The organism is Mucilaginibacter conchicola (assembly GCF_003432115.1).
GTDB classification, from domain to species: Bacteria; Bacteroidota; Bacteroidia; order Sphingobacteriales; family Sphingobacteriaceae; genus Mucilaginibacter; species Mucilaginibacter conchicola.
This window is the reverse complement of record NZ_QWDC01000002.1, coordinates 1-21,925: the sequence shown is the minus strand read 5'-3', so window position 1 is coordinate 21,925 and position 21,925 is coordinate 1. Positions and strand designations below refer to the sequence as shown.

Sequence of the window (21,925 nt, the reverse complement as noted above, 5' to 3'; positions counted from 1 at the left end):
CAGCTACTCCGCCAAACGGCGGATGCTGGGGGGCACTATGGGAAGAGCATTCGAATTCCGAAAAGAAAGAAAATTTAAGCGCTGGGCCAAAATGGCGGTGCAGTTTACCCGTTTGGGTAAAGAGATAGTAATGGCTGTTAAAGCCGGTGGTGGTGATCCTAATACCAACTCGCGCCTGCGTACTGCTGTGCAAAATGCCAAGGCAGTTAACATGCCTAAGGATAGAGTTGAGGCGGCTATTAAACGTGCATCAAGCCGTGATGAGAAAGATTACGATGAATTGGTATATGAAGGTTATGCCCAACATGGTGTAGCTATATTAGTAGAAACCGCTACAGATAACACCAACCGTACGGTTGCTAACGTACGCAGTTATTTTACTAAATACGGCGGTACACTAGGTAAAACCGGTTCATTGGATTTCGTGTTCGCACGTAAATCTGTATTCAGGTTTGACCCCGCAGAGCGCGACCTGGAAGAATTGGAGTTTGAACTGATAGACGCCGGTTTAGAAGACCTTTTTGTGGAGGCCGATGAGGAAGGAAACGACGTAGCCGTTATCCATACCGCTTTTGAAGATTTCGGTAAGATGCAGAAAACTTTAGAAGAGATGGGTATCGAAACCAAATCTGCCAAACTGGAGCGTATCCCGCTATCAACTACAGCCGTTAGCGAAGAGCAAGCCGTAGATGTACTAAAAATTGTTGACCGCTTAGAGGAAGACGACGACGTACAGGCGGTTTACCATAACATGGCGGAGTAAATAACCCCACCCAACCATCCCTTGAAGGAGAGGGCTAAAAGAAATGAAGTTAACCTGCGCGGTTTTGACTTTTGACTTTAAACTTTTGACTTAAGATGCCTTTACTATCAACACGCAAACAGGAAAAAAAGGTTAAAGTAACCTTTGCCAATGGTTTACTTTTTGTAGAGAAAGAAGACGGGAAGCAACAGGCTTTTCCGCTGGAGTGGTTCCCAAAATTGTTGAATGCTACCGATGAGGAGCGTGCAGACTGGAGCCAAACCGATAAAGGCATCCGCTTTAACCAACTGGATACTGACGTATCTTTGTAAGAGAATCAAGAATTAAGAATCAAGAACCAGGACCGAAATAATTTCTTTGTCTTGATTCTTGATTCTTGGCTCTTATATCTAATAACAAATGACTTTCGAAGAGTTTTTTAAAAAGAAGAGGATAGATCTGATGGCCCTGCAATCGGGGCAGCCGGGTTTGTTCTCTGAGTTTAAAGAACATTACGAGGCCATGGGCGAGAAAAGTTTCGACCATACCAAAAAATATTGGTTCAATAAACTGCGCCTGCAGTATCACCTTGCCCCCGAAATAAAAGAGGAGAAGGTGATCATAGAGAACCGCCTTGCCGAGCAAACCATTGTAGAATCGCTTACTGAGCCCGCAACCGCCAGTGTAGGTTTTAAACCACGCTTTAAAGCAGGCTCAACAACTGCCAAACTGGCTGCTGAGGCCGCACCAGAGTTAGTTGCTAAAGCAGAGGAATCTAAAGAGGCTGCTGCATCATCAGACACCGAAACATCGGTCGCGCCAAAACCTGCTGGTTTTAAACCGCGTTTTAATGCCAAAGCAATGGCCCCCAAATCGGAAGAGCCTGTAGCTGAAGATAAGCCTGCAACAGAAGCGCCGGCTGAAACAACCACTGCACCAAAACCTGCTGGCTTTAAGCCAAGGTTCAACACAGCGAAGATGGCACCGAAAGTTGAAGAGGGTGTTGCTGAAACTAAACCGGCAGAAGAAATACCTGCGGAAGCATCAGCACAAATTGAATCACCTTCTGCGCCGAAGCCAGACGGTTTCAAACCAAGATTTAATGCTGCAAAGATGGCTCCTAAAAAAGAAGAGCCTATTACTGAAGAGAAACCTGCAGAAGAAACATCTGCCGAAACTTCAACACCGACTGAATCTGCCGTAGACACACCTGTTGCACCGAAACCTGCCGGCTTTAAGCCAAGATTCAATGCTGCAAAGATGGTTCCTAAAAAAGAAGAGCTTGTTGCTGAAGAGAAACCGGCAGAAGAAACAACCATCGAAGCCATTGGATCTGCAACTCAAGTAACAGAGGAGCCCAAAGCAGAAGAGCAGGAAGCAAAAACTGCCACAGAGGCCGCGCCCAAATTAGGCTTTAAACCACGTTTTAACCCAAAGACCACAAAACCTCAACCACCAAAAACTGAGGACTGAGATATGAATACCGAAGAACTTTTTAACCAGGACAGAGGAAGCAGCGAGAAGAAAGAGCAAAAGCAAAGTCCGCTGGTGAGCCTGGAGCGCGACCTTAAATTCTTTAACGAATCTATAAAAGAAGTTGCTGTTGATATTATGGTTGAAGGCCTTTCGGCTACGCCAATATTTGTTGCCCACCAGCACGAGGTTAAACTGGGCGAAGTGATACTTGACCGCAACGAACTGAACACCGAGTGGAGCATCCATGCCTCAACCATAGAGGAATTTATCGATCGTGGTATCATCAAGCCCGAATTAAAAGAACGTTTCCTGAGCAGCTATAAGAACCCTAACGAGTTCATGTGCCTGTTTGTGATAGTGCCCGAAGGTGCAAATTTTGTGTACTATCCGTACGTAAAAAGCTAAGAAGGGTACCTCGCGGTTTATGCCCTAATTTATTTCTCAAACGGAGTAAATAGTTAAGGATTGTGGTACAGATTTTATCCGTACATTTATTTCAATAACCTTACTTTATCCGGCAATTCAATGGGCTTCGGCTTTAACCTGGCATTTATATTTATCGTTTGCCCCCTGGCGATGATCATCGCGCTTTTGTGGTTAATATCCCGCAAAAAAATATTTGGCATACTGTTATTGGTGGGTTTCTTAGGCTTATGCAGCCTGATAGCGCTATCGGCACTTATGGAGTTTATAAACGCCAGGAAAGTTCTTACCCGCCAGGATATTTATGGCGAGTATGTAATTGACCGGCCTATGTTTAAAGGCAAACAAGCCGATTGGCAGTATGATCACTTTAAACTGGAACTTACTCCGCAAAACAAATTCAACTTTTATCTGCTGGATAATGGGAAAGTGATAAAAGCCTATAATGGCAACATCTCATTTAATAACAACTACACCAGCCCCCGGCTGGGCATACAGCCCGATTCTCCTGTGCATCACATCATCTCCGGCAATCCAACATTATACCGTGGCAAGTTTTCTTATTATTACGTTTTTGAGTCGGCTAAATTTGGCAATGTATTTTTCAAAAAAGGCAAATGGAAGCCGATAGAATAGTTTTTAACTGAGGCTTTGAATAAAATTGTTATCTTGAGAACTGATTTTCCCCCTTATGAAACCTAAATACTTTATCCTTATTGCATCATGTTTTATCATGATGTCAACTTCGATCGCATCGGCACAAAATACCACTACCCTTAATAGGTATTACTACTTTAAAATATGGGGATTTTTAAAATATAAGCACCCTGTATTAGCGTCGGGCAAACTGGATGCAGACAGCGTTTTTCTCAAAAATTTACCGGCAGTAGATAAGGCAAAAACTAACGCGGAATTTAATGCTGCCATCTCAAATATGCTTCAGCAGTTAGGTGTTGTGAAAAGACTGCCTGCACCTATCAAGCAGCCCGCCGCGAAAGTTATCACCAACAATATTGATAATAGTTGGTTTACGTCGGCTAAATATCTGTCTGAAGCTAACAGCCAAAAGCTGCAGTTCATCTACCAGAACCGTTACGTAAGTGCCTCACCATATTACTACACCGAAAAATCTTTCGGTACTGATATTCCGCACGAAAAGTCTTATCCTTTTGCTGATAGTGTAAATATCCCTTATGCGTATCGTATGCTTACTGTGGCTAAAATGGCTGCGGCTGTCGATTATTTGTATCCGCATAAATACTTAATGGACAGTAACTGGGATAAGGATGTAAAAGAATTTATCCCGCTGTTTGTTAACGCCGATACACGTATTGAGCACGAAATGCTGATGCTTAAACTAAGCGCTTTGATCACCGATACCCATTCGTTTCGCTTTTATAAGCAGATGAAAAACTCCAGAAAGATCCTGCATGTAGGCCTTTATCCGCCGTTTGATTTCAGGTTAATGGATGATAAGCAAGTGCTGGTAACTAAAATACTGATCCCTGAACTATGCCAAAAGGCAGGTATACAGGCAGGCGATATCATAACCGGTTTTGGCAACCAAACCACAAAGCAAAGGGTAAATGAACTGGCGGGCTTGCTGTCTGCATCAAACCGCAGCGCGTTGCTGAGCAATTTAAGTATCTATAAAAACAACCTGCTTTTTGCAACCGATAGCCTGCAAAGCAAGATCAACTATCAGCGCAAAGGCGTATCAAGATCAACCGTGTTGCAGTGGGCGGGTGAGGCAGAACTGCCTGTTATTATTGAATATCTTAAGGCAAAAATGAAATTTGATTATGAAGGTACCGAAACAGATTATGTAAGCCCTGAGATTGTGAGGTTTAAGATTGCCGAAATAACACGGTATTCCAGCAATTTGCCCGAGGGACGCTTTTACGAGGGGATGGACTCCATTTTCAATATTGCAGCCAAAGCCAAAGGGCTGATATTTGATATGCGCGGCTACCCCCGATGGGGCGGTTTTTTAAATTTTGTTTACAAGAGGTTTGGTCAGGATAGTAAGCTTTTTGCTCATTATTATAAACAGGATTTTGATGATTTCGGCAGGTATATCTTATCAACAGATTCAACAACGTACCGCCCGCCGGGCATACATCCGGAGCGCGATTTATATAAAGGCAAAGTAGTCATTATTACCGACGGCCAAACGCTAAGCTTAAGCGAGTTTCAGACCATGTACCTGCAGGGTATATTCCCTAACGCGGTTACTATCGGCGAACAATCGGCCGGTGCCGATGGTGACGAGAAAATGCTGATGCTACCAGGCGGTTATGAGTTCAATTTTACCGGCAACGCCATATTTTATCCCGATGGTACCCACGCCCAGCGTAAAGGTGTACGGATAGATAAACTTATGCACCCGCTTGCCGCAGACCTGCTAAGCGGCAAGGATACCCTGCTACAGGCGGCTATCGACATGATAAATAGCAAAAATTAAAAGCGGCAATTATCATTAATGCTATATTTACGCTTTAAACAGCATTACCCATGTCAGATAAAAAGATCCTCGTTTTAAACAGCCAGCAAATACAGCAAAAAATTGACCGTATTGCTTACCAGGTGCTTGAGGATAATTTTGATGAAGAAGAAGTAATTATTGCGGGCATCCTTCCGCGCGGTAACCAGGTGGCAGACCGATTGAAAGCCGTGCTGGAAAAGATTGCGCCATTTAAAATAACGCTGCTGAGTATTGAGCTGGATAAGCAAAGCAGCCAGCTGCACGCCAGTACCAACTTTAAGGTTGAGGATTGCGCCAACAAAGTAATTATTTTGGTGGATGATGTGCTGAACAGCGGCAAAACCCTTGCTTACGGTTTCGGCGTTTTCCTGGATGTGCCTTTGAAAAAACTGCGTACCGTTGTATTGGTTGACCGTAACCACAAAAACTTCCCCGTAACTACCGACTATGCCGGTGTTGCCCTTTCAACTGTTATTAAACAACATATTGATGTAGTGCTGAATGTAGCAGGCGAGGAAGACGCAGTTTATTTACGATAATCTATCTGCCAAATTTTCCTAACTCCCGCTCTATATCGCTCAGGTAAACCTGGTCAGGTTCTTCGCAATAGGGGTCATTACGGTGGTAGCCCGTTTTGGTAAACAGCGTTTTTGCTTTGATAAATTGCTCCTTTGCCTTTTTAGGCTGCCCCATTTTTTTATAACATAGCCCCAAGTAATAATAAGTATCCGCCAGCTTTTCGTATTTCTTCGTTTCGCGCTGCAGATCGGCGATGGCGCCTTTGTAGTCTTGGGCCAGTAGGTGGGTTACGCCCAAGTGCAGGTAATCATACAAGCCCACCCAGTTTTTCTTCTCGTGGTCGGCAATGCATTCTTTAAAATATTTGAGGGATAGGTTATAGTTGCCCATGTATCGTTGATTGAGCGCCATTATGATACGCAGATCATAATCGCCATCGCTGGAATAGCCGGGTTGGCCTTTGGCGATATCATAAAGGCGTTTCAAATCATTAAAGGAGTTTTGATAGTCGCGCAGAAATTTGAACAGGCACCAGCCGCGGTCGGCAAGCCATTTTGGGTCAGCATTTACGGCGCGGTCCATCAGTTGTTTCCAGTTGTAGAAATCGCCCTGTTTTAAATACGGCACCGACATTTCATGTAACGATGGCCCGAATGTAGGGCATGCTTGCAACGAGCGCTGAAATAGTAATTGCGACTCGCGCGAGCCCTGGTTATATTCAATAGCCTGCTGATACAGCAAGCAGGCATTTTTGTGTGCCTTATCTGTATACAGGTCGCAATTGGTTTGTGCTTTCAATAAAGCAGGTGTGCAAAATAACAGGAGAAGGATAAAGTACCTCATGGTGTTATCTCCTTTATTCGGCCCCTAAGCATTTTAAAATTAAGATAGTAATAGGTGTTTGCCTTGCGCTGATCAGTACCGCCGGCCACCCAATTGTTCAACGATTGGCAAAGTTTTGTAAGGTGGCTAATAAACCCTGCATTAAAAGTGGTTTTTTGATAGTGCTCATCTATCTGCAATACCCGGAAGCGATCTGTTTGCGCACGGCAGTTCACCACAAAGCGGACGGTTACGTAACCCGTGATGTTTTTGTAAGCAGGTTTGTACTGATAGTGCTTAAGTAGATATTGTTTAAGCGCTTTAGTGCCGCCTTTGTAGGTAGTACCCGTACCGTAGTATTGATAAATGTCGCCATCGCAAAGCTTAAAATCGGCTCTGTCTGTTTTAGGGTCAAAGGTGATATCGCCAACTTGTTCGGGGTAGCTTTTGGCTTTCGTAATATCCTGGGCCATTAACGAATTGCAGAAGAGCAAAATAGCTAACAAAAGGCCGCAGGTAAGCTTCATACTACTATTGGCGGGTGCTGAGCAGGTACATAATATTCTCCGGCGTCAAGTCAGCAAAGCTTTCGGCTACAACTGCGGCTTTGCCGTAATGCGGTTCGCGTTCAGCGAGTTTGGTTTCAATAAACTCTACCAGTTCCTGGCCTTTTTTACCTTGCAACACCGGGCGCGGGGTTTTAGCGTTCTCCAGGCGTGAGGCCAGCATTTTGGGCGTAAGTTTCATATAAACGGTTTGGCCGTTGGCATTCATCCAGTCCATATTATCAAAAAAGCAAGGCAAGCCACCGCCGGTTGATACCACCGCTTTCTCAGGATATTGGGTTTCTTTAAGGATGTTTGATTCCATTTGGCGGAAGGCATCTTCACCATGTTCGGTAAAGTATTCGGCAATGCGCATGCCGGCCTGCTCCTCAAACTTATGGTCAAGATCGATAAATTCGTAGCCCAAAGCTGCCGATAATTTGCGGCCCATAGTGGTTTTACCGCAACCCATAAATCCAACTAAAAATATCAAACTCATTATTGCTTGCTCAGGTACTCCTTAACCAGATCGTCATACTTAGGCATGTTGTGGTAATGCCACTTATTAACTACAGTGCCGTTTTTTAACAGCATAATGCCGGGGTTGGCCCTCACCATGCTTTTCAACGGAACGCCATCGGCATAAAATAATTCGCTTACCAGTTTATGCTCCTTTGCAAAAGCCTGCGCCTGCTCGGGCGCGTTTGAGGTAAGGAAAATAACACGTGTGTTATAATTTTGAATAAGGTTGGCTGCTAAAGCATTGGCTTTTGCAACCGCATCTATATTGGTTTTTGACAGGTCATAAGCCACAATTACCAGGCTATAGAAAGGGTTGCTTAGTAATTCCTTGTTATAATTATTGCCCTGCGCATCTTGGATGTTTAGGTCGCGGATCTTCGGCTCAAAGCCTTTCTTCACTAATCTGCTTTCTGGGTTGCCCTTTACTTCCCAGTTGGTATCTTTCCAGATGCCGCTGCTCAGATACTCTTTGTCGGTTATCTTTTTGGTGGCTTTGGTTTTCTTGTTCACCAGGTTATAGGTCAACTCGAACTCATCAGGCTTAGCGCCCGGCGGTATCTCCATTTCCTTAAGGATATTCGCCCCCACTTTGTACGGCAAAAAATCTGCTATTGGCGAAAAATTATATGTGTATAAACCGAAACCTAATGAAGCAATGGTTGCAATAATGATAGCCTTATCACCGGCGGGAGCATTAAACAAAGGTTTGATGGCTTTGCGATTAACAAACAATACCAATACCAGTGCCAGCAACACCATGTCTTTACTAAATGATTGCCATGGTGTAAGTGGTATTGCATCGCCGAAGCAGCCGCAGGTTTGCACCACTTTAAAGAAAGCCGAATAAAAAGTTAGGAAGCCGAAAAAGATGATGAGCAACAGCAGTCCCCACACTACTTTGATGGCGCGTGCGCCGGTAAGTAGGGCAAAGCCTAATATCATCTCCAATGCGCACAGAACAATGGCCATGCTTAGCGCCAGGTTATTCAAGAAGGTAAGGTGGAAAACCTCAAAGTATTCCTCAAGCTTATAAGAAAAGCCAAGCGGGTCGTTTGCTTTTATCAATCCGGAGAAAATAAAAAGCAGCCCCACGGCTATCCGGCAGAACCATATCAGTCCGTTTTTCATTTTACTCCCAGTTTTATCAGCGCAAATACCGAATAGTTGAGCATATCCTGGTAATTGGCTTTTACACCTTCTGATGCCAGGGTTTGGCCCTGGTTATCTTCGATTTGTTTTACTCGCAAAAGTTTCATCAGTATCAGATCCGTTAATGAGCTGATGCGCATATCGCGCCATGCCTCGCCGTAATCGTGGTTTTTGGCAAACATCAGGTCGCGCGTCTCTTGCACCTTGCTGTCAAATATCATTTCCACCTCGTCGGGGTTCATCTCCAGCGGGGTAGCATCGTTACAATCCAACTGCATCATGGCAATAACGCAATAATTTACAATGCCGATGTATTCGCCGGTAATATCATCGCCCACTTTTGATACCTGTTTTTCCTCAAGTGTGCGGATGCGCTGCGCTTTGATAAAGATCTGATCGGTGATGGATGATAATCGTAAAATACGCCATGCGGTACCGTAGTCGCGGGTTTTTTTAATAAACAGGGTGCGACAAACGTTTATAACTGCGTCAAATTCTTCTGCTGTGTTGCTCACTTCGTTGTTGTAAAGTTGGAATGTTGCAAGGTTAAAATATTAATACAATGAGATAGAAAGATTTGCAAAGTAATAACTTTACAACCTTAAAACCTTTCAACATTTTAACCAAGGAACGTGGCTAAAGATACATTTTTTCAGAAAAAGACGACCATAAATGCAGGTGGTAAATTGATAGACCTGGCATTGCCAAAGGTGATGGGGATTATCAATATCACACCCGATTCGTTCTATGCTGACAGCCGTAAAACGGATGCAAAGTCTGTTTTGCAGCAGGTTGAGAAGATGTTAAATGACGGTGCTGATTTTTTGGATATAGGCGCTTACTCGTCGCGCCCGGGCGCGGCTGATATTTCAGCACAAGAAGAGATGGATCGTTTGTTGCCTGCTGTTGAGACCATTGCAAAAAAATACCCTGAAGCTATTATCTCTGTCGATACCTTCCGTGCTGATGTGGCCGAAGCCGCTATAAACGCCGGGGCACATATCATTAATGATATAGCCGGCGGCGAACTGGACACTGATATGTTTGCCACAGCCGCCCGCCTGCAGGTACCTTATATACTGATGCACATGAAAGGCAATCCGCAAACCATGCAGCAATTGGCCGAATACGATGATATTTTTGGCGAGGTGTATGATTACCTGGTTAAAAAGATTTATACCCTAAGGCAGTTAGGCGTTTACGATATCATTATAGACCCAGGCTTCGGGTTCGCCAAAAAGCCGGAGCATAGCTATGCGCTGATGAGCCGCATGCAGGAGTTTGAACGATTGGAACTACCACTGCTTACCGGCATCTCCCGCAAAAAAATGATCTACGGTTTATTAGGCACCACTGCCGAAACTGCACTTAATGGTACCACTGCATTAAACACAATAGCTTTAATGAAAGGCGCCAACATCCTGCGTGTGCATGATGTAAAGGAAGCCGTTGAAGCTGTGAAGATCTATCAGGCTACTTTATCCTAATGTATTGCCAGCTTGGGCCGTCGGCTACAGAAGTACCTACAGTAAATGTGTCGGTTCTAATACTGTAAACATCCTCATAATCAGGGTTGGTTAATTTGATCTTGCCAAATTTGGTGCCGTTGTCTTCGCCGGTAGGTGTTAATGTATATTTGCCCTGTATTTCTATCTTGTTTTGGGTGTATTTGGTGTAGCTGCCATCTGCCTTAAAAGTGTATTTGTTGCCGTTGCCGGCATCGTAGTTTTTGGGCATGGTCCAGCCGGTGGTAAATAGTCTCAACTCCCAGGTACCTACAATATTGCCGCTTTCGGGTTTAGGTGCATCATTTTTATTACAGGCCGCGAATGCAAATACGAATGCCACAATGAGTAAATAATTTTTCATGTTCGGTTTATTTTATTTTGACATAGGTTGAGATCATACCATCGGCGTAAACGGTGCCTATTGATATGGTATCTGCTTTTGCGGTAAACATCTCATCATCGTCAACCCCATCAAATTTGATGGTGCCATATTGCCTATCTTTTTCCTTACTTGTTATATTGATGCGGAAACCGCCGCTGCCTATAAGCCTGTCTTTTTCGGTAAATGTATAAGTACTGTCGCCGTTAAACTGGTAGATCTCACCGTTACCCGCGGCATATTTCGTAGTGATACCTGTAAAACCACCCGAGCGCGAGCGCAATTCCCATTTGCCGAAAAGGCCGCTACTGATATTTGAGCTATCTTTTTTGCAGGATGCTAAAGCAAAACCAATTGCAAGGAAGAGTAGATACTTTTTCATGATCAACTAATAAAAAACAATCTGTTGTTACTTTACTCTCGCGTATTTATAGCTCGGCGCATCGGCTATTGAAGAGCCAATGACTATTGTATCACCTTTAAAAGAAAATGCTTGTGTATCTTTTGGATTACTGAAGGTGATGGTGCCGAAACGACGACCGTCATACTCTTCGGTAAACGCGACGTTAAAGTTGCCCCTTGTTTCATTCTTATCAGGTGTAATTCTAACGTATTGGTTATTTGTATTGAATTGATAGGAGTCCTTGTCTTTTTCAGCAACAACATAGTCGGGAGAGTTGCTTATCACAGCATAAAGTCGCCATGTGCCATAAATAGTTGGAGTAACGGGTTTATCTTTCTTACAGGCTGAGAATGCAACAATTAATGCCGGGATGATAAGGTACTTCTTCATTGGTTTTAAGTTTAGTTACTAAACTTACGTAACTGGAACTTAAAACGCTACAGCTCAGTACTAATTATTACTAACGAAAGTTGTTAGCTCCAGAATGGCATCTACATACTCGCGGGTATTAGCCAAACGGGGTACCTTATGCTGACCGCCAATTTTGCCGCGGGTTTTCATCCAGTTAAAGAAAGTATTTTGCTCCATAATGCGTACAACAGGGCGGCGCAGGGCCATATCCTTAAAGCGCTTGGCATCATAATCAGAATTTTGCTTGCGCAGGTTTTCATCAAGCAGGTCAACAAAGCGTTCAAACTCTGCCGGATGTTTTTCAAACTCTATCAACCATTCGTGCGCACCGCATTCGTTATCACTAAAGTAAACAGGAGCGGCAGTGTAATCGCGAATGATAGCCCCGGTTTGTGAACAAGCTTCTGCAAGGGCACGTTCGGCGTTATCAATGATCAATTCCTCACCAAAGGCATTAATGAAATGTTTGGTACGGCCCGTTATCTGGATCCTGAACGGCGATAGCGAGGTGAATTTAATGGTATCGCCAATCATGTATCGCCATAAGCCTGCATTGGTACTGATGATGAGTGCATAGTTCTTATTCAATTCAACCTCGTCTAAAGTGAGGGTATGCGGATGCTCATCATGCAGATGCTCTAAAGGAAGGAACTCATAGAAGATACCATAATCCAACATCAACAGCATATCGCCTGGCTCTTCCAGGTCCTGTATGCCAAAGAAACCTTCAGATGCATTGTAGGTCTCCAGGTAGTACATATCATCCTTAGGGATGAGTTTTTTGAACTGCTCGCGGTAGGGGGTAAAGTTTACTGCGCCGTGGAAATATAACTCAAGATTTGGCCAAACTTCAAGTAGGTTGTTTTTACCGGTAATCTCCAGGATGCGTTTAAATAGCAACAGGTTCCAGGTAGGTACACCGGTTATGCTGGTTACGTTAACGTCTTTGGTGGCATAGGCCATCTTTTCGATCTTCTCCTCAAAATTCTCCAGCAATGCAATATCCAAATGCGGGGTACGGTAGAACTCGGCCCAAAGGGGCAGGTTCTTCATGATAACGGCAGAGAGATCACCGAAAAATACATCGGTATTAAGCTGGCCAACCTGATGGCTGCCGCCCAGTGTTAAACTTTTACCTGTAAAAATGCGTGCGTTAGGTCGATTGTTGAAGTAAAGGGTAAGCACATCCTTACCGCCTTTAAAATGGCATTCTTCTAATGATTCTTCACTAACGGGGATAAACTTGCTTCGGTCATTTGTGGTACCCGATGATTTGGCAAACCAACGGATCTCTGACGGCCATAATACATTCTGCTCGCCTTTTAGCATGCGCTCAATGTAAGGCTTCAGCGTATCATAGTTTTGGATGGGAACACGCTCCTTAAACTGACCAAGGTTCTCGATGCTTTTGTAGCCGTATTTTTTGCCCCATTCGGTGTTTTCGGCACCGGCAACCAGTTGCTCAAACCATTCTTCCTGCACCTCATTAGGGTACTTCATAAAAAGCTCTATCTGGTGGATACGCTTCTTCATGAACCAGGTAAACACGGAGTTGAAAAGGGTCATACTTTTGGCTTATGGTTCATGGTTGATAGTTCATGGATGCTAAAGCGCTGCCATGAATCATGATCTATTGGCTATGAACTTCTCAAATATATAAGTTACTGCGGAAATACTTTTCTTTTCAGCACAAAGTTTGCGCCCAGGTATACTTTACGTACCAGCTCGTTCTCGGCCAAAACCTCGGGCACGCCCGATTCCAGGATCTTACCCTCAAACAGCAAATAAGCCCTATCAGTAATGGATAGGGTCTCCTGTACGTTGTGGTCGGTAATAAGGATGCCGATGTTGCGGTGTTTTAGTTTTGCCACCATGGCCTGGATCTCTTCAACCGCAATAGGGTCAACACCGGCAAAAGGTTCATCAAGCAGGATAAAGTTTGGCTCGGCTGCAAGGGCGCGGGCAATCTCGGTACGGCGGCGCTCACCACCCGATAGCAGATCGCCGCGGTTTTTGCGTACTTTGTGTAAGCTGAACTCATCTATCAGTTCTTCCAGTTTATCGCGCTGTTTATCCTTAGGCATTTTGCCCATCTCCAACACCGCTTTGATATTATCCTCAACCGATAGTTTGCGGAAAACAGAGGCTTCCTGCGCCAGGTAACCAATACCTTTTTGCGCACGGCGGTACATGGGGTCGGTGGTTATTTCTTCATCTTCCAGAAATATCTTGCCTTCGTTGGGTTTGATGAGGCCTACTATCATGTAAAAAGATGTGGTTTTACCGGCACCATTTGGCCCAAGTAAACCCACAATTTCGCCCTGCGATACATTGAACGTAACATCGTTAACAACGGTACGCTGCTTATATTTCTTTATTAAATGCTCGGCACGTAAAATCATAAGTTGAGAATTCAAAAGTCAAAATTAAAAATTCAAAAGGGGAGCAGGTATTATGCCGACAGGTTTTTTGACTTTTTAATTTTGACTTTTTACTTTAATCTAATTCCTTTTATATTCAATTGTATAGTGCGTTGTTCGCGCCATACATTTTCTTCAATGGTGTAACAAATATCAAACGGTACGCCGTTTTTAAGCTCGGGCAGTAATTCGCCCTGGTTAAAGGCAATGCAACTGAACGCCGACGAGCCGGACTGCATCACAAACATTTTTAAGTGTTTGGCGCCTACTAAACTGGCTGCCCCGCTAACATACACATTTCTGGTCATGAATACGGGTGCCATATTCTCCGGCCCGAACGGGGCAAACTGGTTCAGCACTCTGAAAAACTTCGCGTCGATATCCGTAAGGCTAATCTCTGCATCAATGCTGATCTGCTGCACCAGCAATTCGTCGGGTATAGTTGAGCTTACCACCTCTTCAAACTTGGCCATAAAAGCGGGAACATTCTCGGGCTCCATGGTTAATCCCGCAGCATATTTATGCCCGCCAAATTGGATGAGCAGGTCGCTGCAGCCGCACAAAGCCTCGTACAGATCGTACCCCAAAACAGAACGCGCTGAGCCGGCCACATGCCCGTTTGAACGGGTGAGCACAACAGTAGGGCGATAATATTTCTCGGTAAGGCGCGATGCCACAATGCCAATAACGCCTTTGTGCCAGTTCTCGTTAAATACCACGGTTGATTTGCGGGCGATCAGAACATCATCATTATCGATAATGCTTAAAGCTTCATCTGTAATTTGCTGGTCGTGGCCTTTACGTTCAACGTTGCGCAGGTTTATCAGGTCGCCTTTTTCGCGGGCATCATCTTCATGGCAGGCTATTAATAATTGTACAGCATGCTTGGCATCATCAATACGACCGGCAGCATTAATACGCGGGCCTAACTGGAAAACTACATCGGATATGTTGTAATCTTTGCCTTTCCCGGCCACTTCCATCAGCATTTTTACACCGATGCAGGGTGCTTCGTTTATTTTAGTTAAACCCAGATGTGCCAATACGCGGTTCTCGCCGGTAACGTGCACAATATCGCAGGCCACACTGATAGCAACCAGATCAAGGTATTCGGCAACCTCTCCAAAAGGGATATCATGCACAACAGCATAAGCCTGTGCAAGTTTAAAGCCGATACCGCAGCCGGATAGTTCTTTATAAGGATAATCGCATTGCGGGCGTTTAGGATCTAAAATAGCAACCGCCGCAGGCAATTCATCGCCGGCCAGGTGATGGTCGCAGATAATGAAATCGACACCCAAAGTATTCGCGTAAGCAATTTTATCAACCGATTTAATACCACAGTCTAAAGCGATGATTAGGCTGAAATCGTTTTCGGCAGCATGATCGATGCCCTGGGTGGATATCCCGTAACCTTCTTTATAACGATCGGGGATGTAGTATTCCATATTGCTGTAGCGCTTGCTGAAAAAGCTGTACACTAAAGCAACGGATGTAGTGCCATCCACATCGTAATCGCCGTAAACAAGTATCTTTTGGTTTTGGGCGATAGCTTCATCAATACGGTTAATGGCCTTTTCCATATCGGCCATCAGGAAAGGGTCATGCAGGTGCAGCTCGCTTGGGCGAAAGAAATACCGCGCCTCTTCAAAACTGGTTACGCCGCGCTGAACAAGGATGTTAGAAAGAACGGTGCTGATATTGAGGTCGGCAGATAAGTTTTTCACCGTTTCTGCGTCGGCCGCGTCTTTTAACACCCATCTTTTGTTCATAGTTTATGTTTTCGCTTAAAAGGTATAAAGATAACCAATGGTTGATAAACGCAGATGCTCCCACAAAATTTTAGTGACATAAAAATTACTGAGGATTATTTTGAAGAAGAGACATTAAGCTATATGTTTGCATAAACATACTAATTAGTATGTTATAAGATAGAAAGATGTCAAAAGCCGCCGAGACCCGCCAGATGATATTGCAGAGATCATTCGAACTGATATACCGCCAGGGATATCAGGCAACGAGTATTGATAATATCCTTGCCACCACACAAGTTACCAAAGGTGCGTTCTTTTATCATTTTAAAAGTAAAGATGATATGGGCCTGGCTATGATAAACGAGATATTATACCCCGGCATGTACGCCAGTTTGGTTACGCCATTGCTTAAAGCGGGCAACCCGGTGAACGAGATCTATCAGATGATGCGCACCGTATTATTAAAAGTTCCTTTTCTGCAAGCAAAATACGGTTGCCCGGCCATTAACATGATAGACGAAATGGCTCCGCTGAACGACGATTTTAGAAAAGCTCTTGTGCGCTTAACACAGCAATGGCAAAACGCTATTGCGCAATGCCTTGAGCAAGGTAAAGAAACGGGTGAGGTGAGAGGGAATGTGAATACTGAAAATGCGGCCTGTTTTATTGTAGCCGGATACGGCGGTATCCGCAACATGGGCAAAGCATTAGGTTCGGATTGTTATAGAACTTACCTGAAGGAATTAGAAAATTACCTGATGTTGTTAGAATAATTTTTTTTGCTCATAAACATACCAATTGGTATGTTTTAATAACTGATATATGTTTGATGTTTTACTCTTTGTCCATTCCCTTATGCGGTGGACTGTATTGATAAGCCTTCTAACCGCTATTTACAAAGCTTACGACGGCTATGCGCAACGCCGCACATTTACAAATACCGATAATAAAATAAGGCATTGGGCGGCTACCATAGCCCACATTCAGCTAATGGTGGGTATGTTGGTTTACACGCAAAGCCCAAATGCTAAATTCAGTTTTAAGCAGCCGGTATTCTACGGGCACCTTACACCGGCATTCTTTTTCGGCGTATTGCATTTGCTCATGATGTTATCTGCCATTGTATTAATCACCATCGGCTCTGCCATGGCAAAACGAAAATTCGACGACAGGGAGAAGTTTAAAACCATCCTCATCTGGTTCGGCGTAGCGTTGCTGGTTATCCTGCTGGCTATTCCATGGCCGTTCTCGCCATTGGCACAAAGGCCTTATCTGCACAGTTTAAATTAAAATCCCCCCTGAAAGAAAATGAGATCATTATTATCTACGCACATCGGCAGGTTACGTATCATCGCGTTTTTAGAAGGTGTATCGCTGCTGGTACTCCTGTTTATTGCCGTGCCCCTGAAGTATGCAGGCCACAACCCCGCCATGGTAAAGGCCATGGGGCCAATACATGGTACACTGTTCCTGCTTTTTATTTATAACACTATAAGTGTGGGCATTGAGCAACGCTGGAAGCGAGATACCATCACCAAAGTATTGCTGGCCTGCATTATTCCCTTCGGTACGTTTTATATTGATAAGAAGGTGTTGAGAAAGGGGTAAACCCCCTCTAAATCTCCCCCGATAGGGGAGACTTTGAAATGTCATATTTAATAAACGATGTCATTTCGAACGAGTGATAACGAGGAGAAATCTTGTTACTCTGTAATTCCATCTTTTAGACTAACAAGATTTCTCGTCGCCCAATCGCACATTTCCCACCCTATGCTCGCTCGAAATGACATAGCGCGGTTTTAGGCTCTCTTACCTTCCACTCAGCGTTTGGTACTTACTGCCATTAGCAGGGTCAACAGCGTTGAGGATATTCATGGCAGCCATGCGGTCTTGTGGAGCAGCGGCGCTGAAAATGGAGATCAATTCGTTGTTTTTGGCCGTGAAAAAAGCCAGCGGGAAGTATGAACCCAGGCGTTTCCTGTCCACATCATTTAACACCGGTAACAGGCTGCCGATATACTTACGGGCTTTGGCAGGGTTATCTGCCATCATATCCAAACCGTTGCGGTGGTAATCGTATATTAGTTCGCGCAGGTTGTTGTAGATCTTGTTGTTAAGATTCTCTACCAGCCAGTAGCGGTTTACGTTGCTGTTGTCAAAACCTTTCCATCCTTTGTATGATGATGTTTGGGCGTTAATGGCAACGGTTTGCGCATTCAGGAAATAAGGCGTGCCGCCAAACTTAGAGAACGAATCATAATCCATCCCCACAATAATGTAGGCGTAAAATGCCATCACCGAACTTAGGTTACTCTGAAAATTCTGATCGGTATAGTCAATGGTTTGGCCATCGGTATAAGTAAAGTCAACATCCTTATCATTAATGTTGAGCAGGGTAGTGGTGTAGGTTGAGTTATACACCGGCCTTGATGATTGTACCTGTAACTCGCCGCTAAAACTGCTGCTGCCATCCCAATTGGTAATGTTCAGCACAAAGTTGCAATCAATGCGCTCATTGGGAGCAATATCATCAGCACACCATTTGCGACCGTTCAGGAAATCCTTCATGGCACGTTCAAGCGTTTGAAAAATGCGGGTATTGGTTGTTTGTATTTTAGGGGCTACAACTTTAACACGAGCGTTCAGATCCTGCGCTTTTGCGTAAAAGCAGCAAAGAGATAGCAAGGCAAAAGTTAGTAATCTTTTCATTTGGTGAGCAATTGGGTAACCTTTAAACATATATCATGCGCTACCTCGGTTTTGCTTTTAAGGTCGTAAACGGTTTTGTTAAGGTTGCGGTCTATCAAAGTTACTTTATTGGTATCACTTTTAAAACCCGCGCCACTGTCATTTAGCGAGTTTAATACGATAAGGTCGAGGTTTTTCTTCTGCAGCTTTTCTTTGGCGTGCAGTTCCTCGTTGTTGGTTTCCAGGGCAAAACCTACCAATACCTGGTCATCGCGTTTTTGCGCGCCGAGGGTTTTTAGTATATCGGTGGTCTTCTTCAGTTCGATATTAAAATGGTCTTCGGTTTTTTTGATCTTTTGGGTTGCTACCTGTGCAGGTGTATAATCGGCCACAGCAGCGCACATTACACATGCGTCGGCATCAGCAAAATTATCCAGGCAAGCGGTAAGCATATCTGCAGCACTGGTTACATCAATACGCTTTATGCTGTTATACTTGCTTTTTAGCGCAACAGGCCCGGCTATTAAAGTAACATCGGCCCCAAGCGAAGCCAGTTCATCGGCCAAAGCAAAACCCATTTTGCCCGATGAGTGGTTGCCTATAAACCTAACCGGATCAATAGCCTCATAAGTAGGCCCGGCAGTAACCAGTACTTTTTTATTCACCAGCGGAAGCTTCTTTTTAATATCAGCCTCTAAAAAGGAAACGATCTCTTCCGGCTCGGCCATGCGGCCTTCGCCGTGTAAACCACTGGCCAGTTCACCGCTGCCCGGCGGTATCAGTATATTCCCAAAGGATTGTAACTGTGCAATATTATCGCGCGTAGCGGTATGCTTCCACATATCAAGGTCCATGGCAGGGGCAAAATACACAGGGCACTTTGCAGACAGGTATACCGCAGTAAGCAGGTTATCAACCAAACCACCGGCCATTTTAGCCATAGTATTGGCGCTTGCAGGTGCTATGATCATGGCATCGCCCCAAAGCCCAAGCTCAACATGGTTATCCCATTCGCCGTTCTCAGGGTTAAAGTATTGGAAGTGCACCGGGTTTTTAGAGAGGGTAGATAGCGTAAGCGGTGTAATAAAGTTAGTGCTATCGGGTGTCATCACCACCTGCACATTGGCGCCGGCCTTTACCATTAGCCTCACCAGCGTAGCCGCCTTGTAAGCCGCAATGCTGCCGCAAACCCCTAAAAGAATGTTTTTACCTTCAAGCATAAGCCCCCTAACCCCCTAAAGGGGTAATTAAAAACCAAATATATAAATAAGCTAATGTTATTAAACAAACAAAGCCCCTCTCGTTGCGAGAAGGGCCTAAATTTTATCCAACTCCCCTTTAGGGGCCGGGAGCTTACAGTTCCCTTGCTTCTTTAGCAGGATTACGGTAGTAGATTTTGTTATCTAAAAACTCCTGTACCGCTACCAAAGTAGGTTTAGGCATTTTTTCGTAGTGTTTAGATATCTCAATTTGCTCACGGTTTTCAAACACCTCTTCAAGGTTATCGTTTGATGAAGCAAACTCAGATAGTTTTTGGTGTAACTCTTCTTTAATGTTATTTGAGATCTGGTTAGCACGTTTTGCCATTATAACCAGAGATTCATAGATGTTATCAGTTTTAACATCCAGCTCGCGCAAATCGCGGGTTACTGTGCTGCTTGCAACAGCCGGTTTATTTGTGTTATTAGCGGTCATATCTTTTATATTACTATTGTTCTTATGGTATTTTTTGGTACGTTCTGTCTTTAATTGATGGCGGCGTAGTTTTAGTCGTATCCTTTCTCATCAATTTCTCAGCAAATTTCCTGTCTTCTGCAGCCTGGGCTATTACACGTTTCGTGCGTTCAATGCCGCTGCGGCTATCCTTAACATAGTCATTAGCGCTTTTTGTAAATTTGCTGTTAGGGTATTTTTCGGTAAACTGCTCAGCATATTCAATGGCCTGCTGGTAACGTTCTTCCTGCTTTAGCTCAAGGCTAATGCCCGCGTATTTATACTGTGCCTGTATAGTTAAATACTCCAGCTCTTCGGCATATTTAGTATCAGGGTAATCGCGCAGCGTATTATTAAACGCAATAACGGCCGATTGATAATCACCTATAGTTAAATAAAGTTTTGCATTAGCATAAGCTTTTTGCTCCAGTTTATCGCGAAGATTTTGTATCAGCTTACCTGCCTCGGTAACACGGTCGCTTTTTGGGTACAGGTTAATAAACAATTGTAAAGCCTCAATAGCTTTATCGGTATTTTCCTGATCTAACGAGTAAACAGGCGAGTCGAGGTAGAAACAGTAAGCAGCAATAAAGCGGCACTCCTCGGCACGCGGGCTTGATGGGTAAGAATCGGCAAAATTCTTAAAATGGAACCTGGCCGATGTATAATCTCTAAGCCTGTAGTTGGTGTAAGCGTAGTAGTAAAATAAGTCCTCAGCCTCGGTACGGCCACGGTAGCGCGGCGCCAGGTCTTCAAACAAACCAAGAGCTTTGGTATAGTCCTTTTTATTGTAATACTTTATGGCCTCCTGATATTTCTTAGCGTTATCATTACTTGCTTTAAGTTTATCGTACTGGCTTTTACAACCAGCCATCAAAACGCCAACAGCTACAATACCGACTAAAAATATACGGGTCAGTTTTTTAAACATTTTGCAAAGATAAGTTATTAGTACAGAATGGGCAATTATTTATTTAGGCTACTAATATAGCTGCTCAGTTTCACACTGTATATATATAGTATACGCATTTAACATCTTTTAACGTTGGCCGGGCACTTGTATGATGAGTCGGTCAAAATAAATCGCGTTGGTTTTATATATTATATACTATAGGGTATATTCCCATTAGATCTTCTTGTATATATATTAATATATGGGCGTTGCCTGCGGCCCGCGCTATTCGTTCATACGCGCACAGGCATTAAGCGCAAGGCCGGTATCCACTACTATCGCTAACGCAAGAGTCTAACCACGTTTATGCCGAACCATGATCATCCTGATTAAAGGACTTTCTTGATCTCGTAGCAATACATCAAGTGATCTCTTAATCCTTCCATCTTTGTTCAAACAGTTTTAAAGCCCCTCTCCCTCGGAGAAGGGTTGGGGAGAGGCCTCTTTTCCGAACCATGTACTATAATAGTGAATAACCCACCTTAAGTTGCCACCAAATCCGCCATTAATTGCACAGATTAGTAAGAGTAGCAACAGCGTTTAAATTTTTCTACCTCAAATACAGTGTGTTAAATATACACTTATGCTATTTCTTTAAAAACGTTTGCAAAAGCAGAAATGATGCGTACCTTTGCAGCCCGCAAACGAGATAGCGGGATGTTCTCTGAAAAGAAAAACAAGCTTAAAAATTAAAAAAATAAAGTTTGTAACTAACAAAAAAGCTGCTACCTTTGCAGCCCGCAAGTCGGATAGATAAGCGGTAACTTTTGAAAGTTAAAACAACGTAAAATATTTATTAAAATAATATTTGCGAAAGAGAAAAAGAGTTGTACCTTTGCAGCCGCTTCGGAGACGAAGAAAACAAAGAAAGGAGAGAGCCGCGAAGGTTTTCTTAAAAAAAAGATTGAAAGTTTGAGGTCGCAATGACTGAAAAAAAATAAAGCGGATCCGTGAGGTGAAGCGATAAGTTCTTAAAGGTAATAGAAAAGATAAAGAATGCAGCGTAACAGCGGA

The 21,925-nt window shown here is 43.8% G+C and carries 26 protein-coding genes; 11 read left to right on the top strand and 15 right to left on the bottom strand.

Going from position 1 to position 21,925, the window contains the following annotated elements; all coding sequences use genetic code 11:
* Positions 1-37: 37 nt before the first annotated feature.
* The 7 genes from D0C36_RS09730 (at position 38) to D0C36_RS09700 (ending at position 5,665) form a co-directional block, all read left to right on the top strand.
* The gene (locus tag D0C36_RS09730) at positions 38-763 is read left to right on the top strand and encodes a YebC/PmpR family DNA-binding transcriptional regulator (RefSeq protein WP_117392716.1); all 726 of its coding nucleotides are present in this window, start codon (positions 38-40) and stop codon (positions 761-763) included.
* A 95-nt stretch (positions 764-858) separates the two neighbouring features.
* Positions 859-1,074 (top strand): DUF2442 domain-containing protein, encoded by a 216-nt coding sequence (locus tag D0C36_RS09725; RefSeq protein ID WP_117391443.1) that lies wholly within the window; start codon positions 859-861, stop codon positions 1,072-1,074.
* Positions 1,075-1,162: 88 nt separating this feature from the next.
* Positions 1,163-2,215, top strand: a complete 1,053-nt coding sequence (locus D0C36_RS09720; protein ID WP_117391442.1) for a hypothetical protein — start codon at positions 1,163-1,165, stop codon at positions 2,213-2,215.
* Between the two features lie 3 nt (positions 2,216-2,218).
* A complete protein-coding gene (locus tag D0C36_RS09715) occupies positions 2,219-2,623 on the top strand; it encodes a hypothetical protein (RefSeq protein WP_117391441.1) in 405 nt (134 codons plus the stop codon).
* Positions 2,624-2,683: 60 nt separating this feature from the next.
* Complete coding sequence (locus tag D0C36_RS09710; protein ID WP_147321977.1) at positions 2,684-3,277, top strand: efflux RND transporter permease subunit; 594 nt, start codon at positions 2,684-2,686, stop codon at positions 3,275-3,277.
* A gap of 55 nt (positions 3,278-3,332) precedes the next feature.
* Positions 3,333-5,105: a S41 family peptidase gene (locus D0C36_RS09705; protein WP_117391439.1), complete on the top strand. Its 1,773-nt coding sequence runs from the start codon at positions 3,333-3,335 to the stop codon at positions 5,103-5,105.
* Between the two features lie 50 nt (positions 5,106-5,155).
* Positions 5,156-5,665 carry a phosphoribosyltransferase family protein gene (locus D0C36_RS09700; protein ID WP_117391438.1) on the top strand — a complete coding sequence of 170 codons (510 nt, stop codon included), beginning with the start codon at positions 5,156-5,158 and terminating at the stop codon, positions 5,663-5,665.
* A 1-nt stretch (position 5,666) separates the two neighbouring features.
* On the opposite strand, the gene D0C36_RS09695 is transcribed toward D0C36_RS09700, so the two are convergent.
* The 5 genes from D0C36_RS09695 to D0C36_RS09675 are packed head-to-tail and all read right to left on the bottom strand — an operon-like array spanning position 5,667 to position 9,198.
* Positions 5,667-6,488, bottom strand: coding sequence for a tetratricopeptide repeat protein (locus tag D0C36_RS09695; RefSeq protein WP_117391437.1), 822 nt, complete (start codon positions 6,486-6,488; stop codon positions 5,667-5,669).
* Complete coding sequence (locus D0C36_RS09690; RefSeq protein ID WP_147321976.1) at positions 6,485-6,994, bottom strand: hypothetical protein; 510 nt, start codon at positions 6,992-6,994, stop codon at positions 6,485-6,487. Before D0C36_RS09690 ends, D0C36_RS09695 begins: the two co-directional genes overlap by 4 nt.
* A gap of 4 nt (positions 6,995-6,998) precedes the next feature.
* A complete protein-coding gene (locus D0C36_RS09685; protein ID WP_117391435.1) occupies positions 6,999-7,511 on the bottom strand; it encodes a shikimate kinase in 513 nt (170 codons plus the stop codon).
* A complete protein-coding gene (locus D0C36_RS09680; RefSeq protein ID WP_117391434.1) occupies positions 7,511-8,662 on the bottom strand; it encodes a BT_3928 family protein in 1,152 nt (383 codons plus the stop codon). The genes D0C36_RS09685 and D0C36_RS09680 overlap by 1 nt, the downstream gene beginning before the upstream one ends.
* Positions 8,659-9,198: a DUF1599 domain-containing protein gene (locus D0C36_RS09675; protein WP_117391433.1), complete on the bottom strand. Its 540-nt coding sequence runs from the start codon at positions 9,196-9,198 to the stop codon at positions 8,659-8,661. The genes D0C36_RS09680 and D0C36_RS09675 overlap by 4 nt, the downstream gene beginning before the upstream one ends.
* Before the next feature lie 117 nt (positions 9,199-9,315).
* Between D0C36_RS09675 and folP the strand changes: the two genes are divergently transcribed.
* Complete coding sequence (folP, locus tag D0C36_RS09670; protein WP_117391432.1) at positions 9,316-10,170, top strand: dihydropteroate synthase; 855 nt, start codon at positions 9,316-9,318, stop codon at positions 10,168-10,170.
* Here folP and D0C36_RS09665 read toward each other — a convergent pair.
* The 6 genes from D0C36_RS09665 to recJ form a co-directional block, all read right to left on the bottom strand.
* Complete coding sequence (locus D0C36_RS09665; protein ID WP_147321975.1) at positions 10,157-10,552, bottom strand: hypothetical protein; 396 nt, start codon at positions 10,550-10,552, stop codon at positions 10,157-10,159. The two genes, folP and D0C36_RS09665, sit on opposite strands and share 14 nt — an antisense overlap.
* 7 nt (positions 10,553-10,559) lie before the next feature.
* Positions 10,560-10,952 (bottom strand): hypothetical protein, encoded by a 393-nt coding sequence (locus D0C36_RS09660; protein WP_117391430.1) that lies wholly within the window; start codon positions 10,950-10,952, stop codon positions 10,560-10,562.
* A 27-nt stretch (positions 10,953-10,979) separates the two neighbouring features.
* Positions 10,980-11,363, bottom strand: a complete 384-nt coding sequence (locus tag D0C36_RS09655; RefSeq protein ID WP_117391429.1) for a hypothetical protein — start codon at positions 11,361-11,363, stop codon at positions 10,980-10,982.
* Positions 11,364-11,423: 60 nt separating this feature from the next.
* Positions 11,424-12,950, bottom strand: a complete 1,527-nt coding sequence (locus D0C36_RS09650) for a GH3 auxin-responsive promoter family protein (protein ID WP_117391428.1) — start codon at positions 12,948-12,950, stop codon at positions 11,424-11,426.
* Positions 12,951-13,045: 95 nt separating this feature from the next.
* Positions 13,046-13,786, bottom strand: coding sequence for an LPS export ABC transporter ATP-binding protein (gene lptB, locus D0C36_RS09645; protein WP_117391427.1), 741 nt, complete (start codon positions 13,784-13,786; stop codon positions 13,046-13,048).
* A gap of 89 nt (positions 13,787-13,875) precedes the next feature.
* Positions 13,876-15,576: a single-stranded-DNA-specific exonuclease RecJ gene (gene recJ, locus D0C36_RS09640; RefSeq protein WP_117391426.1), complete on the bottom strand. Its 1,701-nt coding sequence runs from the start codon at positions 15,574-15,576 to the stop codon at positions 13,876-13,878.
* 167 nt (positions 15,577-15,743) lie between these two features.
* On the opposite strand from recJ, the gene D0C36_RS09635 reads away from it, so the two are divergent.
* The 3 genes from D0C36_RS09635 (at position 15,744) to D0C36_RS09625 (ending at position 17,166) form a co-directional block, all read left to right on the top strand.
* A complete protein-coding gene (locus tag D0C36_RS09635; RefSeq protein WP_117391425.1) occupies positions 15,744-16,331 on the top strand; it encodes a TetR/AcrR family transcriptional regulator in 588 nt (195 codons plus the stop codon).
* Positions 16,332-16,413: 82 nt separating this feature from the next.
* On the top strand, positions 16,414-16,848 hold the full coding sequence (locus D0C36_RS09630; protein ID WP_233524460.1) for a hypothetical protein: 435 nt from the start codon (positions 16,414-16,416) through the stop codon (positions 16,846-16,848).
* Between the two features lie 18 nt (positions 16,849-16,866).
* Entirely contained in the window at positions 16,867-17,166 is a 300-nt protein-coding gene (locus tag D0C36_RS09625) for a DUF3817 domain-containing protein (RefSeq protein ID WP_117391423.1), read from the top strand.
* Positions 17,167-17,367: 201 nt separating this feature from the next.
* Here D0C36_RS09625 and porD read toward each other — a convergent pair whose 3' ends face one another.
* The 4 genes from porD to D0C36_RS09605 form a co-directional block, all read right to left on the bottom strand.
* Positions 17,368-18,267: a type IX secretion system protein PorD gene (gene porD, locus D0C36_RS09620; protein ID WP_117391422.1), complete on the bottom strand. Its 900-nt coding sequence runs from the start codon at positions 18,265-18,267 to the stop codon at positions 17,368-17,370.
* Positions 18,264-19,466, bottom strand: coding sequence for a bifunctional phosphopantothenoylcysteine decarboxylase/phosphopantothenate--cysteine ligase CoaBC (coaBC, locus tag D0C36_RS09615; RefSeq protein WP_117391421.1), 1,203 nt, complete (start codon positions 19,464-19,466; stop codon positions 18,264-18,266). The genes porD and coaBC overlap by 4 nt, the downstream gene beginning before the upstream one ends.
* 133 nt (positions 19,467-19,599) lie before the next feature.
* On the bottom strand, positions 19,600-19,941 hold the full coding sequence (locus tag D0C36_RS09610) for a DNA-directed RNA polymerase subunit omega (RefSeq protein WP_117391420.1): 342 nt from the start codon (positions 19,939-19,941) through the stop codon (positions 19,600-19,602).
* 22 nt (positions 19,942-19,963) lie between these two features.
* On the bottom strand, positions 19,964-20,890 hold the full coding sequence (locus D0C36_RS09605; protein WP_117391419.1) for an outer membrane protein assembly factor BamD: 927 nt from the start codon (positions 20,888-20,890) through the stop codon (positions 19,964-19,966).
* Positions 20,891-21,925 lie beyond the last annotated feature (1,035 nt).

What these genes read in the sequence shown, in the direction of transcription:
- D0C36_RS09730 (WP_117392716.1), top strand. Translation starts at nt 38, where the DNA reads ATGGGAAGAGCATTCGAATTCCGAAAAGAAAGAAAATTTAAGCGCTGG.
- D0C36_RS09725 (WP_117391443.1), top strand. Translation starts at nt 859, where the DNA reads ATGCCTTTACTATCAACACGCAAACAGGAAAAAAAGGTTAAAGTAACC.
- D0C36_RS09720 (WP_117391442.1), top strand. Translation starts at nt 1,163, where the DNA reads ATGACTTTCGAAGAGTTTTTTAAAAAGAAGAGGATAGATCTGATGGCC.
- D0C36_RS09715 (WP_117391441.1), top strand. Translation starts at nt 2,219, where the DNA reads ATGAATACCGAAGAACTTTTTAACCAGGACAGAGGAAGCAGCGAGAAG.
- D0C36_RS09705 (WP_117391439.1), top strand. Translation starts at nt 3,333, where the DNA reads ATGAAACCTAAATACTTTATCCTTATTGCATCATGTTTTATCATGATG.
- D0C36_RS09700 (WP_117391438.1), top strand. Translation starts at nt 5,156, where the DNA reads ATGTCAGATAAAAAGATCCTCGTTTTAAACAGCCAGCAAATACAGCAA.
- D0C36_RS09695 (WP_117391437.1), bottom strand. Translation starts at nt 6,488, where the DNA reads ATGAGGTACTTTATCCTTCTCCTGTTATTTTGCACACCTGCTTTATTG.
- D0C36_RS09690 (WP_147321976.1), bottom strand. Translation starts at nt 6,994, where the DNA reads ATGAAGCTTACCTGCGGCCTTTTGTTAGCTATTTTGCTCTTCTGCAAT.
- D0C36_RS09685 (WP_117391435.1), bottom strand. Translation starts at nt 7,511, where the DNA reads ATGAGTTTGATATTTTTAGTTGGATTTATGGGTTGCGGTAAAACCACT.
- D0C36_RS09680 (WP_117391434.1), bottom strand. Translation starts at nt 8,662, where the DNA reads ATGAAAAACGGACTGATATGGTTCTGCCGGATAGCCGTGGGGCTGCTT.
- D0C36_RS09665 (WP_147321975.1), bottom strand. Translation starts at nt 10,552, where the DNA reads ATGAAAAATTATTTACTCATTGTGGCATTCGTATTTGCATTCGCGGCC.
- D0C36_RS09660 (WP_117391430.1), bottom strand. Translation starts at nt 10,952, where the DNA reads ATGAAAAAGTATCTACTCTTCCTTGCAATTGGTTTTGCTTTAGCATCC.
- D0C36_RS09655 (WP_117391429.1), bottom strand. Translation starts at nt 11,363, where the DNA reads ATGAAGAAGTACCTTATCATCCCGGCATTAATTGTTGCATTCTCAGCC.
- D0C36_RS09650 (WP_117391428.1), bottom strand. Translation starts at nt 12,950, where the DNA reads ATGACCCTTTTCAACTCCGTGTTTACCTGGTTCATGAAGAAGCGTATC.
- lptB (WP_117391427.1), bottom strand. Translation starts at nt 13,786, where the DNA reads ATGATTTTACGTGCCGAGCATTTAATAAAGAAATATAAGCAGCGTACC.
- recJ (WP_117391426.1), bottom strand. Translation starts at nt 15,576, where the DNA reads ATGAACAAAAGATGGGTGTTAAAAGACGCGGCCGACGCAGAAACGGTG.
- D0C36_RS09635 (WP_117391425.1), top strand. Translation starts at nt 15,744, where the DNA reads ATGTCAAAAGCCGCCGAGACCCGCCAGATGATATTGCAGAGATCATTC.
- D0C36_RS09630 (WP_233524460.1), top strand. Translation starts at nt 16,414, where the DNA reads ATGCGGTGGACTGTATTGATAAGCCTTCTAACCGCTATTTACAAAGCT.
- D0C36_RS09625 (WP_117391423.1), top strand. Translation starts at nt 16,867, where the DNA reads ATGAGATCATTATTATCTACGCACATCGGCAGGTTACGTATCATCGCG.
- porD (WP_117391422.1), bottom strand. Translation starts at nt 18,267, where the DNA reads ATGAAAAGATTACTAACTTTTGCCTTGCTATCTCTTTGCTGCTTTTAC.
- coaBC (WP_117391421.1), bottom strand. Translation starts at nt 19,466, where the DNA reads ATGCTTGAAGGTAAAAACATTCTTTTAGGGGTTTGCGGCAGCATTGCG.
- D0C36_RS09610 (WP_117391420.1), bottom strand. Translation starts at nt 19,941, where the DNA reads ATGACCGCTAATAACACAAATAAACCGGCTGTTGCAAGCAGCACAGTA.
- D0C36_RS09605 (WP_117391419.1), bottom strand. Translation starts at nt 20,890, where the DNA reads ATGTTTAAAAAACTGACCCGTATATTTTTAGTCGGTATTGTAGCTGTT.